The organism is Polaromonas sp. P3_A5 (assembly GCF_056403055.1).
The window spans coordinates 969,823-983,377 of the sequence record NZ_JBFUGF010000001.1 but is presented as its reverse complement, the minus strand read 5'-3'; the positions used below and the strand labels follow the sequence as shown (position 1 = coordinate 983,377).

At 63.2% G+C, this 13,555-nt stretch carries 11 protein-coding genes; 4 read left to right on the top strand and 7 right to left on the bottom strand.

The genetic code is table 11. From position 1 onward, the window contains the following. Nucleotides 1–108: 108 nt before the first annotated feature. Nucleotides 109–513 carry a tautomerase family protein gene (locus tag AC1DU8_RS04730; RefSeq protein WP_457279858.1) on the top strand — a complete coding sequence of 135 codons (405 nt, stop codon included), beginning with the start codon at nt 109–111 and terminating at the stop codon, nt 511–513. Nucleotides 514–525: 12 nt separating this feature from the next. On the opposite strand, the gene AC1DU8_RS04725 is transcribed toward AC1DU8_RS04730, so the two are convergent. The 7 genes from AC1DU8_RS04725 to AC1DU8_RS04695 all read right to left on the bottom strand — a co-directional run bounded on the left by AC1DU8_RS04725 (nt 526) and on the right by AC1DU8_RS04695 (nt 8,900). Next, on the bottom strand, nt 526–1,812 hold the full coding sequence (locus tag AC1DU8_RS04725; RefSeq protein ID WP_457279857.1) for a YbfB/YjiJ family MFS transporter: 1,287 nt from the start codon (nt 1,810–1,812) through the stop codon (nt 526–528). Between the two features lie 59 nt (nt 1,813–1,871). Next, entirely contained in the window at nt 1,872–2,924 is a 1,053-nt protein-coding gene (locus AC1DU8_RS04720) for an adenosine deaminase (protein WP_457279856.1), read from the bottom strand. 108 nt (nt 2,925–3,032) lie between these two features. Beyond that, nucleotides 3,033–4,181 carry a BMP family ABC transporter substrate-binding protein gene (locus AC1DU8_RS04715; protein WP_457279855.1) on the bottom strand — a complete coding sequence of 383 codons (1,149 nt, stop codon included), beginning with the start codon at nt 4,179–4,181 and terminating at the stop codon, nt 3,033–3,035. Between the two features lie 99 nt (nt 4,182–4,280). Beyond that, nucleotides 4,281–5,201 (bottom strand): ABC transporter permease, encoded by a 921-nt coding sequence (locus AC1DU8_RS04710; RefSeq protein WP_457279854.1) that lies wholly within the window; start codon nt 5,199–5,201, stop codon nt 4,281–4,283. Then, entirely contained in the window at nt 5,201–6,310 is a 1,110-nt protein-coding gene (locus AC1DU8_RS04705; protein WP_457279853.1) for an ABC transporter permease, read from the bottom strand. The genes AC1DU8_RS04710 and AC1DU8_RS04705 overlap by 1 nt, the downstream gene beginning before the upstream one ends. Continuing rightward, nucleotides 6,307–7,890 (bottom strand): ABC transporter ATP-binding protein, encoded by a 1,584-nt coding sequence (locus AC1DU8_RS04700; RefSeq protein WP_457279852.1) that lies wholly within the window; start codon nt 7,888–7,890, stop codon nt 6,307–6,309. Before AC1DU8_RS04700 ends, AC1DU8_RS04705 begins: the two co-directional genes overlap by 4 nt. Before the next feature lie 77 nt (nt 7,891–7,967). Continuing rightward, nucleotides 7,968–8,900 carry a LysR family transcriptional regulator gene (locus AC1DU8_RS04695; RefSeq protein ID WP_477665507.1) on the bottom strand — a complete coding sequence of 311 codons (933 nt, stop codon included), beginning with the start codon at nt 8,898–8,900 and terminating at the stop codon, nt 7,968–7,970. Between the two features lie 70 nt (nt 8,901–8,970). Between AC1DU8_RS04695 and xdhA the strand changes: the two genes are divergently transcribed. From xdhA to AC1DU8_RS04680, 3 genes are all read left to right on the top strand, one after another. Beyond that, a complete protein-coding gene (xdhA, locus tag AC1DU8_RS04690; protein ID WP_457279850.1) occupies nt 8,971–10,557 on the top strand; it encodes a xanthine dehydrogenase small subunit in 1,587 nt (528 codons plus the stop codon). A gap of 80 nt (nt 10,558–10,637) precedes the next feature. Further along, nucleotides 10,638–12,989: a xanthine dehydrogenase molybdopterin binding subunit gene (xdhB, locus tag AC1DU8_RS04685; protein ID WP_477666025.1), complete on the top strand. Its 2,352-nt coding sequence runs from the start codon at nt 10,638–10,640 to the stop codon at nt 12,987–12,989. Between the two features lie 49 nt (nt 12,990–13,038). Beyond that, nucleotides 13,039–13,458 carry a hypothetical protein gene (locus AC1DU8_RS04680; protein WP_477726489.1) on the top strand — a complete coding sequence of 140 codons (420 nt, stop codon included), beginning with the start codon at nt 13,039–13,041 and terminating at the stop codon, nt 13,456–13,458. The last annotated feature ends 97 nt before the right edge of the window (nt 13,459–13,555 follow it).

The window sequence follows — 13,555 nt, the reverse complement described above, 5'->3', positions numbered from 1 at the left end:
GACTTGCGAACAAATCGCTTTTCCTGACGGTCATTGATTGTCAGAATTCGAGCAACCTCGGTGAAAGCTTCAATTCACCACCATCTATTTAAATTGAGGAAAAATCACATGCCTTTTGTCCGCACCAGCGTCCACCACAGCACCAGCCCCGAACAACGGCAAGGCATCGTCGACGGGATTCACCAGGCGCTGGTCGACAGCATTGGCATGCCTGAAGACGAGCTTTTTAATTCGGTCAGCAGCTACGATGCGCAGCAGTTCTTCTTCAACCGAAGCTTCAACGGCATGGCACGTTCAGAGCAGCCGGTGGTCGTCGAGATCACGATGCGGCGCGGCCGCAGCGACGCGATGAAGCGAGCACTCTATGCGGCCATCGCGCGCAATTTAAAGACCAACGCCGGTGTTGCCGCCGATGACGTTTTCATCTTCATGCATGAAAACGACTATTCGGACTGGTCGGTGGGCGGCGGCAAGTTTGCCATGGCGCTGGTGCAACAGCCCGGTCCTGACTGATGAGCGAAGCGCTTACTTCTGCGCCGCTACGCCGCCAGACGGTAAAGCCGGCAGTACCGGATAAGCCTTCGCCATCCACCCATACACCACAGCGCCCACCAGCAGCGAGGCCGCCGCAATTTCCAGCGACATCGTGAAACCCACACCCGCGTTGGGTGTGCGCCGCAGCAGCACGGCCACCAGCGGCGGGCCGAGGATCTGGCCGACACCGTAGGTGGCTGTCAGAAGGCCCATGAAACTGGCGGCTGTGGCGGGCTTCAGGCGGCGCACTTCCTGCATCGCAAAAAAAGTGATGGCGGTAAACGGTATGCCCAGCATCAGGCTACCGATGGCAAAGCCCGCGAGGCTGGGGCTCCAGAGGCTGGCGGCAATACCCAGCGCCTGCAAAAAGTAGCAGCCGGCCAGCAGCAGGCGGAAATCTTTGCCCGGCGGCAGGCGTGTGGCCAGCAGCGCACCCACCATGACGCCCAGGCCGAAGATGGGCCAGAACATGTCCAGCCAGGCCGATCCCGGCAAGGCCGCACGCGCGATCACCGGCAAAAAAGTGGCGGTAATGATGTAGCCAAAACCGGCCAGGCCATAGGCCAGCGTGAGCAGGGTCATCTCGGCATTGCCGTGGTGCTGCGGCGCATCACCCGGCCGGGCAGCAGCGCGCGGCGCCAGTGCAATCAGGCGTTCATCGCCGCCGCGCAAGACATGCCACACCGAGGCTGTCAGCGCAAACGCCAGCACGCCGAAAATCATCCAGCCCGTGGCGGCCGTCCAGTGCCAGGCGACCATGCCAGTGGCAAACAGGCCACTCACCAAAATGCCGGCGCCCGGCCCGACGTAGATGATGCCGCCCATCGCGGGAACGCCACGCTTGGCCAGCTGCGAGAGGCACCAGCCCGAAGTAAACACAAACACCACCGCGCTGGTCACGCCCGCGGCAAAGCGCAGCAGCGGCCATGCAGCCGGAAAATGCCAGCCCATGGCCAACGTCAGCACGCCTGTGGCAACCAGACCGGCGCGCACCAGGGACGAGTACGCCAGGTGCGGCAGCCACTTGAAGCGCGCCCACAGCCAGGGCTGCAGCGTGCAGAGAATCGCACCCAGCATGTAGCCAAAGTAGTTGGCGCTGGCCAGCCAGCTGGCCGTCGGCAAATCGACCACGCCGTCGTTGAGCATCATCGGCAGCAGCGGCGTGAAGGCAAAGCGCCCTAGACCCATGGCCACCGCCAACGCTACCAGCCCCGCCAGCGCGATGGGCCAGGGGTTTTGGGCGACAGGGGTTTGCCCTTCTTTTGGCGTCAACGCCATACACAGTTCTCCGTCATGTTGAATTCAGGCCGTGCCTTGGGGGCAACGCGCTGATAGGCTTATTGAAATGTTTCGAAGGCCTGATGGAGGCGGTCGACATAGCGGGACTTTGCCGAGGCTTCGATGAAACTTGCCTCAAAGCTGTTGCGCGCCAGCACATAGGCATGCTGCGCATTCAGCCCCGTCGCAGCAAAAGTCTGCGTGAAGTTCTCATTCATGTAGCCGCCGAAATAGGCTGGGTCGTCTGAATTGACGGTGGCCACCAGCCCGGCATCGAGCAGCTCGCGCAGGTTGTGGCTGGCAAGGTCCGGGAATACGCAGAGTTTGAGGTTGGAGAGTGGGCACACGGTCAGCGGAATGCGGTCTTTCGCCAGACGTTGCATTAGCGACGCATCGCGGCTGGAGCGCACACCGTGGTCCACGCGCTCGACCTTGAGCACGTCAAGCGCCGTCCAGACGTATTCGGGCGGGCCTTCCTCCCCGGCGTGGGCCACCAGGTGAAAGCCCAGCTCGCGGCAGCGCGCAAACACACGGGCGAATTTTTCAGGCGGGTTGCCCACCTCGCCCGAATCAAGCCCAATACCGATGAATTTGTCGCGGAACGGCAAGGCCTGCTCCAGCGTTTTAAACGCGTCCTCCTCGCTGAGGTGGCGCAAAAAGCACAGGATCAGCGAGGCGCTGACGCCCAGCCCGGCCTGTGCATCCACGCAGGCGCGGTGCAGGCCGTTGACGACCGTTTCCATGCTGACGCCGCGCGCCGTATGCGTTTGCGGGTCGAAGAACATTTCGGTGTGCACCACGTTGTCAGCGGCAGCTTTGCGCAAGTAGGCATAGGCCATATCGTAAAAATCCTGCTCGGTGATGAGCACGCTGGCACCTGCGTAGTAGATGTCGAGAAAGCTCTGCAGGTTGGTGAAGGCATACGCGCTGCGCAATTCTTCAACGCTGGCGTAGGGAATGCTCACGCCGTTGCGGCGGGCCAGTGCAAAGATCAGTTCGGGCTCAAGCGAGCCCTCGATGTGCATATGCAGCTCGGCTTTGGGCATGCTTTTGAGCAGCTCAGGCAGGCGGTCCGCGGACACGGGTTTTACATTGAATGGTGCGGGCGTCATTTCAACTCCAGAAACAAAAAAAGCTGCCCGAAGGCAGCTTTGAAACTACGTTGCGAGCGCTCCGGCCCGGGAACTGTTGCCCCAGGCACGGCGCTGCGTCCATTATCCTCAGTTGCCGGGAACCTTGCCTTCGACACCCTTGACATACGTCTTCAGGCCGCCGAGAAATTTGTCGTCCGCCACCACATCCTTGGCCAGCAGCTCCTTGCCGGTGTTGTCGGTGATGGGGCCTTTCCAGATCGAGAAGCTGCCGTCCTTCAGGCCCGCCTTGACTTCGTCGATGCGCTTTTTGGTGTCGTCCGGCACATCGGCGGCAATTGACACGATGTCAATCGCGCCTTCCTTGACGCCCCACCAGGCAGCGGTGTTGCCCGTCCATTTGCCTTCAAGGGCCTCACCCACGGATTTCACGTAGTACGGGCCCCAGTTGATGATGGCCGATGCCAGGTGGGCCTTGGGGCCGTAAGCGGTCATGTCCGAATCCCAGCCGAAGGCGCGTTTGCCCATTTTTTCGGCGGTCTGCAGCACGGCGGACGAATCAGTGTTCTGGAACAGCACGTCGGCCCCACCATTGATGAGAGCGGTGGCAGCCTCGGTTTCCTTGGGTGGGTTGAACCATTCATTGACCCACACCACCTTGGTCTTGACCTTGGGATTGACCGACTGCGCGCCCAGCGTGAAGCTGTTGATGTTGCGCACTACTTCAGGAATCGGCACCGAGCCAACCACGCCCAGCGTGCCGGTCTTGCTCATCTTGCCCGCGATCACGCCGGCCATGTAGGCGCCTTCGTAAGTGCGGCTGTCATAGGTGCGCATGTTGGCGGCCTGCTTGTAGCCGGTGGCGTGCTCGAACTTCACGTCTTTGGTGTCGCCTGCTACCTTGAGCATGGGCTCCATGTAGCCGAAGGTGGTGCCGAAGATCAGCTTGTTGCCCTGGGCTGCCATGTCGCGGATCACACGCTCGGCGTCGGCTGACTCGGGTACTTTTTCGACGAAGCTGGTGACAACCTTGTCGCCATAGGCTTTCTCCACGGCCTTGCGGCCGTTGTCGTGCGCGAAGGTCCAGCCGCCGTCGCCCACAGGGCCCACATAGGCAAAGGCAATTTTCAGAGGCTCGACCTTGGCAGGCGCTGCCGCCGCTGGTGCGGCAGGCGCCGCTGCCGGCTCTTCCTTCTTGCCGCAGCCCATCAGGGCTGCCCCCGCCACGGCCGACAGGGCCGCCAGCTTGAGCAGGGAACGTTTTTGCAGGTCAGTCATGTGAACTCGCTTTCGTTGTAGGAAATGACATTGAAATGAAAAGTGGAACGGGAAGGCGAAAAAAAGCAATTATGCGGCGGATCGGCCGTCAATACACCATCAGGCCCCCGGGTAAAAAGGCTTGCCGATGGAGCTGGGCATGTTGACGCGAATCCATAGCGGGTTGCGCGAGATCAGGACCAGCACCACGATGGTGGACAGGTAGGGCAGCATGCTCAGGAATTGCGTGGGCATGTTGACGCCCAGGCTTTGCAGGTGAAACTGCAGCATGGTCACGCCACCGAACAGGTAAGCACCCAGCAAAACCCGTGCCGGGCGCCAGGTGGCAAAGGTGGTGAGCGCCAGCGCGATCCAGCCTTTGCCGGCGATCATGCCCTCCACCCACAGCGGCGTATAGACCACCGACACATAGGCGCCCGCCAGCCCGCACAGCGCACCGCCGGCCACCACGGCCGCCAGCCGGATGCGCCGCACCGGGTAGCCCAGCGCATGCGCCGACTCGGGGCTTTCACCCACCGAGCGCAACACCAGGCCAGCGCGCGTGCGGTACAAAAACCAGATCAACCCGGCCGTCAGCGCCATCGCGATGTAAACCATGGGGTGCTGGCGGAACAGCGCCGGGCCCACGAGCGGAATATCAGCCAGGAAGGGAATCGGGTACTGCGACTGTTCGGGCAGCTTCTCTTGCACGTATTTGATGCCGGCAAAGGCCGAAAAACCCGCGCCGAACAGGCTGAGCGCCAGGCCTGTGGCGTACTGGTTGGTGTTGAGCCAGATCACCAGCACACCGAAAACCGCGGCCAGGAACGCGCCCGCCGCCATACCGGCCACAAAGCCCAGCCAGCTGTTGCCGGTGTGCACCACGGTGGCAAAGCCGGCAATGGCGGCGCACAGCATCATGCCTTCGGCGCCCAGATTGACGATGCCGGCCTTCTCGTTGATCAGCAGGCCGAGCGCGGCAATGGCCAGCACGGTGCCCGCACTGAGTGTGGCCGCGATGAGCAATGCGGTGGAGTCCATCAACCGGCTCCTTTCACAAGGTCGGTGGAAGGAAGCGTGGCCACCTGCACGGGGATGGGCCTGGACAGCCTGAGCCTGTAGGCGATCAAGGTATCGCAAGCCAGCAGGCTGAAGAGTAGCAAGCCCTGGAACACGCCGGTGATCGACTTGGGCAGCCCCAGGCGCGACTGCGCGAGCTCGCCGCCAATGTAGAACATGCTCATCAGGATGGCCGAGAACACCACGCCGACCGGGTGCAGGCGCCCGACGAAGGCGACGATGATCGCGGCAAAACCATACCCCGCCGGCACATAAGGCGTGAGCTGGCCGATGGGGCCGGCCACCTCCAGCGCGCCTGCCAGGCCCGCCGCGGCACCCGATGTCAGCAGCGCCAGCCACAACGCCCGGCGCGACGAGAAGCCGGCATAGCGCGCAGCAGCAGGCGCCAGGCCGCTGACTTCATGCCGGAAACCCGCGTGTGTGCGGAACATGAACAGCCACAGCCCGGCCACACCCAGCAGCGCGAGGATGATGCCGATGTTCACGCGCGAGCCCTGCATGAGCCGCGGAATCTGTGTCACGGCCTCGAAAGTTTTGGTTTGCGGGAAGTTGTAGCCGTTGGGGTCTTTCCAGGGGCCGAAGACGAGGTAGTTCAGCACCATCTCCGCCACATAGACCAGCATCAGGCTGACCAGGATTTCATTGGCGTTGAAACGGTCTCGCAGCAAGGCGGTGATGCCGGCCCACACCATGCCGCCCGCAAGGCCTGCCAGCAGGATGGCCGGAACGATCCAGGGGCCGGTGGTTTTTTCAGCCAGCAGCGCCACGCCGCCTGCGGCGATCGCACCCATGACGAACTGGCCTTCGGCGCCGATGTTCCAGACATTGGAGCGAAAACACACGGCCAGCCCCAGCGCGATGATGAGCAGCGGCGTGGCCTTGACCAGCAGTTCGCCGATGGCATACGGCGACTTGATGGGTTCCCAGAAAAACACCTGCAACCCCTTGACGGGGTCTTTGCCCAGTGCCACGAAGAGCGCCACGCCGATCAGCACGGTAATCAGCAGGGCCAGCACCGGGGAGGCATAGCTCCAGAAGGAAGACGGCTGGGGACGGATTTCGAGCTTCATGCCGAGGCCTCCGCCGTGGTTTGTGTTGTTTCTGTTGGGTGCGTGCCGGGCGCCCAGAGCCCGCTCATCCACTGCCCCACCAGTTCCACCGTGGCGTCGACGCGAGGCAGCGAAGGCGAGAGCTGACCCTTGGCCATCACGTACAGCCGGTCGCAGATGTCGAACAGTTCTTCGAGTTCCTCGCTCACCACCAGCACCGCGCAGCCGGCATCGCGCAACTTGAGCAGCTCGCCGCGGATCTGCGTGGCCGCGCCCACGTCAACACCCCAGGTCGGCTGCGAGACGATCAGGAGTTCAGGCCGGGCATCAATCTCGCGGCCCATGATGAACTTCTGCAGGTTGCCGCCCGAAAGGGATTTGGCCACTGCCTGCGGCCCGCCCGACTTCACCTTGTACTCGGCAATGATGCGGTCGGCCTGCGCCTGCAACGCGCCGCGGTCGAGCCAGCCGCTTTTGCCGACGGCCTCCTTGCGCGTGAGCAACAGGTTGCGCGCCAGCGAAAGCGACGGTACGGCGCCGCGGCCCAGGCGTTCTTCAGGCACAAAGTGCAGGCCCAGTGCGCGCCGGCCACCCGGCCCGAGCTTGCCCACCGGCTGGCCTTTCACCGCAACCGCATCGGCCGCAGCGCGGGTATCTTCGCCCGACAGCGCATAGAGCAGTTCCTTCTGGCCGTTGCCCGACACTCCGGCGATACCGACGACCTCGCCGGCGCGCACCTGCAACGCGACCTGGTGCAGGTCGACGCCGAACTGTTCTTCTTTGGACAAGTCGAGCTGTTTCACCTCTAACACCACGGCGCCGGTGCGCACCGCCCGGTGTTCCAGCGCGGGCGGCTCGGCGCCAATCATCAAACGGCTCAGCGAGGCGTTGGACTCCTGCCGTGGATCGCAGAAACCGGAAACCTTGCCGCCGCGCAACACCGTACAGGCGGTGCACAGCGCGCGGATTTCATGCAGCTTGTGGCTGATGTACAAAATACTGCAGCCCTGCGCGGCCAGTGTCCTCAGCGTGACAAAGAGGTTCTCGACCGCCTGGGGCGTCAGCACCGACGTGGGTTCGTCCAGGATCAGCAGCCGCGGATGCGTGAGCAGCGCCCTGACAATCTCCACCCGCTGGCGCTCGCCGACGCTCAGGGTATGCACGGGACGTGTCGGGTCCAGCTGCAGGCCATAGGCTTGCGTCGTCTGCATGATGCGCTGCGAGACCTCGGCCAGCGTGAGGTGTTTGTCCAGCCCCAGCCAGACGTTTTCGGCCACCGTCAGCGTGTCGAACAGGCTGAAGTGCTGGAAGACCATGCTGATGCCCAGCGCCCGCGCTTCGTGCGGGTTGCGCACCACGACCGGTTTGCCGTCCATCGCCACGCTGCCGGCGTCGGGCTTGACCGAACCGTAGATGATCTTCATCAGGGTGGATTTGCCCGCGCCGTTTTCACCGAGCACGGCGTGGATCTCACCGGGCTGAACCGTCAGCGAAATGCCGCTGTTGGCCACCACGCCGGGGTAGCTTTTGGTGATGCCGGAAAGCTGCAGCCGCGGCGGCTGGCCGGGCGGGCTGTCAGTCTGGGGCGGGGCTGCGGTCATTGTCTCTGGGGTATCCGGTTTTGTCGTCGGTTTATAGGTAATTCCGGCTGCAGCCCATACAAGACGGGCGCAAGCAGCTATTCTTTTCGTAGCGTTGAGGCCACGGACTTGACACGTTCGCGCAGCCAGCGGGCCGAGTTGGAGGCGTGCGTGCGTTCGTGCCAGAGCTGGTAATACATCATGCGGGGAAAGGCGATCGGGGTGGGCAGTATTTTCACCGGCAGCAGGCTGGCAAAGCGTTCGCAGTACTGGCGCCCGGTGGTCATCACCAGCAAGCTTGATGCCACCATGGACGGCATAAGGCTGAAGTGCGGGCAGCGCACCGTGATGTTGCGCACCATGCCCAGGGTGTCGAGATGCTCGTCGATCACACCCTTGGCGCCGGGGTGCGTGGCGGTAGGGGCGATGTGTTCGGCTTCCAGCCAGGTCGCGGCATCCCAGCCGCGGCGCACCGCCGGGTGGTCTTTGGCGACCAGGCACACCACTTCGTCGCCGAAAAGCCGCGCCATGTGCAGGTCGTCGGGCGGTGCGGCCCAGTTGCCTATGACAATGTCGGCCTGGCCTTGCGCCAGGTGCATGCGGTAGTCGGATTCAGCGGACAGCGGGTGGATTTCAATATGGCAGAGCGGCGCCTGGGATTTGATCTGTGCCACCAGTTGCGGCAGGAAAGACGGGTCCAGGTAGTCGCTCGCCGCCAGGCGAAAGGTGGTTTCTGCCGTGGCAGGGTCAAACCCCCGCGCGTCACTGAACAGCATGCCGGCCGCGCGCAAAATGCTGGCCGAGGGCTCGATCATGCGCAGGCCCGCATCCGTAGGCACCATGCCGGAGCCGGACCGCACCAGGATAGGGTCACCCGCCAGCGTGCGCAGGCGCTTGAGCGCCGCGCTGACGGCGGGCTGGTACATACCCAGGCGGAGGGCGGCGCGTGATACGCTGCGTTCAGTAAGCACGGTATTCAAGACCCTGATGAGATGGAGGTCTATCTTGTCGAAAAGCGCCTGGTCTTTCATACCTTTTCACCCATGCGGTTGATATGCACTTTTGTATGCTGGCCGCGGCGCGACTGTTTTAACCTGAAGCATGGCTGTCCCATCTTTTTCCAGACCCATCCGCTTCGTCAGGCGGGGTGAAGTTGTTTCCGTCAGCAATGTACCACCCAGCCGCACCCTGCTGGAGCTGCTGCGCGAGGACCTGGCCTGCACCGGCACCAAGGAGGGCTGCGGCGAAGGCGACTGCGGCGCCTGCACCGTGGTGCTGGGCGAGGCGGCCGGCGGCAAGCTCGAATACCGCGCCATTAACAGCTGCATTCGCCTGGCGCATTCCATTGACGGATTGGCCGTCTGGACCGTGGAAGATATTGCCCCCACGCTTTTCACTTCGCCTTCGGCTTCGTGTAATGCGCTGCCCCCCGAGGGGGCGCTGCGCCTGCGGCCCGGCAAAGCCGGTTCCGCGGCCCCTGCTGGCGAGGGAGAAGGGGTTGAACCAGCGCTACATCCTGCCCAGCAAGCCATGGTCGACAAGCACGGCTCCCAATGCGGCTTCTGCACCCCCGGCTTCGTGATGAGCCTGTTCGGCATGTACCAAAACCACATCTGCAAGGGCGAGCCTGTCACGCGGGAGCTCGCGCAGGAAGAACTTTCGGGCAACCTCTGCCGCTGCACCGGCTACCGGCCCATCCTGGAGGCCGCGCAAACGATGGGCAGCCTGCGTCCCGTTCGGATCGACGAAGCCGGTTTGCTACAAAAACTGGAGCTGCTTGCGCCCGTCCCTATTGGGCTGCAGGCCGATTTGGCTTACAAATCGCCGAAAACACTGGCAGCCCTGCTGCAGGCCCGCGCCGCCCACCCTGGCGCCCAGCTGGTGGCCGGCTGCACCGACGTGGGCTTGTGGGTGACCAAGCAGCATATGCAGTTTGGCGAAGTGCTTGACGTCACCCGGGTGCGGGAGCTGCGCCGCATTGAAGACTACCCGCGGCACATCGCCATTGGCGCCGCAGTGACACTGGCCGACGCCTATGCGGCGCTGGTCAAAGACCGGCCGCAGTTGCACAACTTCGCGGCCCGCTTTGCCGGGCTGCCGGTGCGCAATTCCGGCACGCTGGGCGGCAACATTGCCAACGGCTCGCCGATTGGCGACTCCATGCCCTTGCTGATTGCGCTGGGGGCCAACATCGTCCTGATGAGCGTGCGCGGCCACCGCGAAATGCCGCTGGAAGCGCTTTACACCGGCTACCGCAAGAACCTGATGGCGCCCGACGAAGTGCTGGCCTGGATCAAGGTGCCCAAGGCGCAGCCCCGGGAGGCGATGAAGGCTTACAAAATCTCCAAGCGCTACGACGACGATATTTCCGCCGTCTGTCTGGCGATCAATCTGCAGATTGAAAACAACACCGTGGTCACTGCGTCCATCGGTGCGGGCGGCGTCGCCGCCACGCCGGTGCGTGCCATCCAGACCGAGGCGGCGCTGACGGAGAAACCCTGGACGCAGACCACTGTGCAGCACGCCATCGCTACGTTACGCGCCGAGTTCTCGCCCATCTCGGACATGCGCGCCTCTGCGGCCTACCGCAGTCAGGTGCTGGGCAACCTGCTCCAGCGTTACTGGCTTGAAAGCCAGGGACTGCAGCAGATCAACCTGGCGAGCTTCCGGCTGGAGGAAGCCGCATGAACGCCGCGAAAGACATCTCCGTCAGCCGCGATGCGGTGGCCGACCCGGACGTACGCGCAGCCAACGCCCGCGCTGGTGATATGCCCGCTGCGGACCTGGCGGAAAAAACGTCGCTGGCCAAAAAACCTGCAGGCACGCAGGCGGCGGGCCGCTCGACGCCCCATGAAAGCGCTCGCGCGCAAGTCGCCGGCGCCGCCACCTATGTCGATGACATTCCCGAGGTGCGCGGCACGCTGCATGCCGCGCCCATTTTGTCGACCGTGGCACACGGAAAGCTGCTGGGCGTCGACACCACTGCGGCGCTGGCCATGCCGGGCGTGCGCGATGTGATCCTGGCGCGCGACATTCCGGGCGACCCGGTGCTGGGCAATTTCTCGCACGACGAACCGGTATTTGCGCAGGGCACGGTGCAGCACATCGGCCAGGTGATCGGCGTGGTGGTGGCCGACACCGTCATGCAGGCCCGCCGCGCCGCACGCAAGGTGGTGTGCAACATCGAACCCCTGCCTGCATTGTTGACCGTGCGTGATGCACTCAAAGCTGAGAGTTATGTATTGCCGCCAGTCTTCGTCAAACGCGGCGATGCGGCAGCTGCACACAAAAAAGCTCCGCACACGCTGCACGGCACACTCGAAGTCGGCGGCCAGGAGCACTTTTACCTCGAAGGCCAGGTTGCCTACGTTGTGCCGCAGGAGCAGCAGCAATGGCTGGTGTATTCGAGCACCCAGCACCCCGGCGAAATCCAGCATTGGGTGTCGCACGCACTGGGCATTGCCAACCACGCAGTGCGCGTTGAATGCCGGCGCATGGGCGGCGGCTTTGGCGGCAAGGAAACGCAGTCAGGCCAGATGGCCGTCTGGGCCGCCATCGCTGCCCACAAACTGCATTGCCCCGTCAAGCTGCGGCTGGACCGCGACGACGACTTCATGGTCACCGGAAAACGCCACCCGTTTGCATATGAATACGACGTGGGTTTTGACGAGACCGGCCGGCTCAGCGGCCTCAAGCTCATGATGGCGGTGAATTGCGGCTTCAGCGCCGACCTGTCGGGCCCGGTGGCCGACCGCGCGGTCTTCCACGCCGACAACGCTTACTTTCTGGAGGACGTGGAGATAGCGTCCTACCGCTGCAAGACCAACACGCAAAGCAACACCGCCTTCCGCGGCTTCGGCGGGCCGCAGGGCATGATCGTGATTGAAGCCATCATGGGCGACATCGCACGCACGCTCGGGCTGGACCCGCTGGAGGTTCGCAAACGCAACCTCTACGGCATCGGTGAGCGCGACGTCACCCACTACCAGATGAAGGTCGAGGACAACATCCTCGACCCGCTGCTATCAAAGCTGGCGCTGTCTGCGCTTTATTCACAACGCCGTCAGAAAATTTCTGCCTGGAACACCCAAAGCCCGGTCATCAAGCGCGGCATCGCCATCACACCCGTCAAGTTCGGCATTTCGTTTACCGCCACCCTCTTCAACCAGGCCGGGGCACTGGTGCATGTGTACACCGACGGCAGCGTACAAGTGAACCACGGCGGCACCGAAATGGGCCAGGGCCTGAACACCAAGGTCGCGCAAATCGTGGCCGACGAACTGGGCGTGCCCTTTGCACAGGTGCTGGCCACCGCCAGCGACACCAGCAAAGTGCCGAATGCGTCGGCCACCGCTGCATCGGCCGGCACCGACCTGAACGGCCGCGCCGCGCAATACGCCGCGCGCAATGTGCGCGACAACCTGGCGCAGTTTGTCGCGGGGCTGGACCGCTGCGGCGCGGGCGCTGTTCGTTTTGAGGGGGGCGAAGTCATCACGCCCGAAGGCGCGCGGCCTTTCACAGAAGTCGTGAAGCTGGCCTACGCCAACCGCATCCAGCTGTGGAGCGACGGCTTTTACCGCACACCCAAAATCCATTACGACAAGACCACCCTCACCGGCCGGCCGTTCTACTACTTCGCTTACGGCGCAGCCTGCACGGAAGTGGCCATCGACACCCTGACGGGCGAAAGCCGTGTACTGAAAGTCGACATCCTGCATGACGTAGGCACCAGCATCAACCCGGCCATCGACATCGGCCAGATCGAAGGCGGCTTTATACAAGGCATGGGCTGGCTCACCACCGAGCAGCTGGTGTGGAACGACAAGGGCCTGCTGACCACGCACGCCCCCAGCACCTACAAGATTCCCGCGACCGGCGACGTACCCGAACACTTCAAGGTCGATCTATGGCCCGAGCCCAACCGCGAAGACAACGTCTTCGGCAGCAAGGCCGTGGGCGAACCGCCGCTGATGCTGGCGATCAGTGTGTACGAGGCACTACGGGATGCGGTGGGGGCTGGAAAGCCAGGGGATCAACTTGTGGTGATGGATGCGCCGGCTACGGCGGAGAATGTGCTGAGGGCCGTCGGCTATGGTGATTCGCCAAAATTATTGACGTAGGCTCATGCCCCTGGACAGATCAACATCAAGCCGTGCAAGGGAGCAACGCATGTGGCAATCCGCTTTATTAATATTCGTTCTGGGATTCACCATTTCAGGCGCAGAGGCGCAAGGCTCCCCTTCTCTCTGCTGGGTTCGTAGCACCTCGCTGTCCGACACAGGCGAAGCAATTGTGAAATTCGATCCTGCTGCCCGTGGGTTTATGGGCATCACGTCTCCCGGCGCCCAACAGCCGGATACGACCTTCTCCCTGGTACCCGAAAGCAGCAACGAGAACGGGATCGACTCTACGGTGCGTATCCCAAAAAACAAGGAGGCCTGGTTGCGCCAAGGCCATGAAGGCTGTGAGTTTCGATGGGCCCAGGAAGGCGGCAGCTCAGGCATACGCATCAGTGCGACCAGTTCCTACGTCCCGCCAGGAGCCGCACCAGCGACTGCGCATGCATTTGTTCCTTTCTCGAAAAAATGACTGTGCCTGGATTCCTCGCGCGCCGTTGCCAATACTTCACGACAACAGGCGGGTCCACGCTTCGCCCAGGCGTGGTCAAACACAGCGGTAGCCTGCG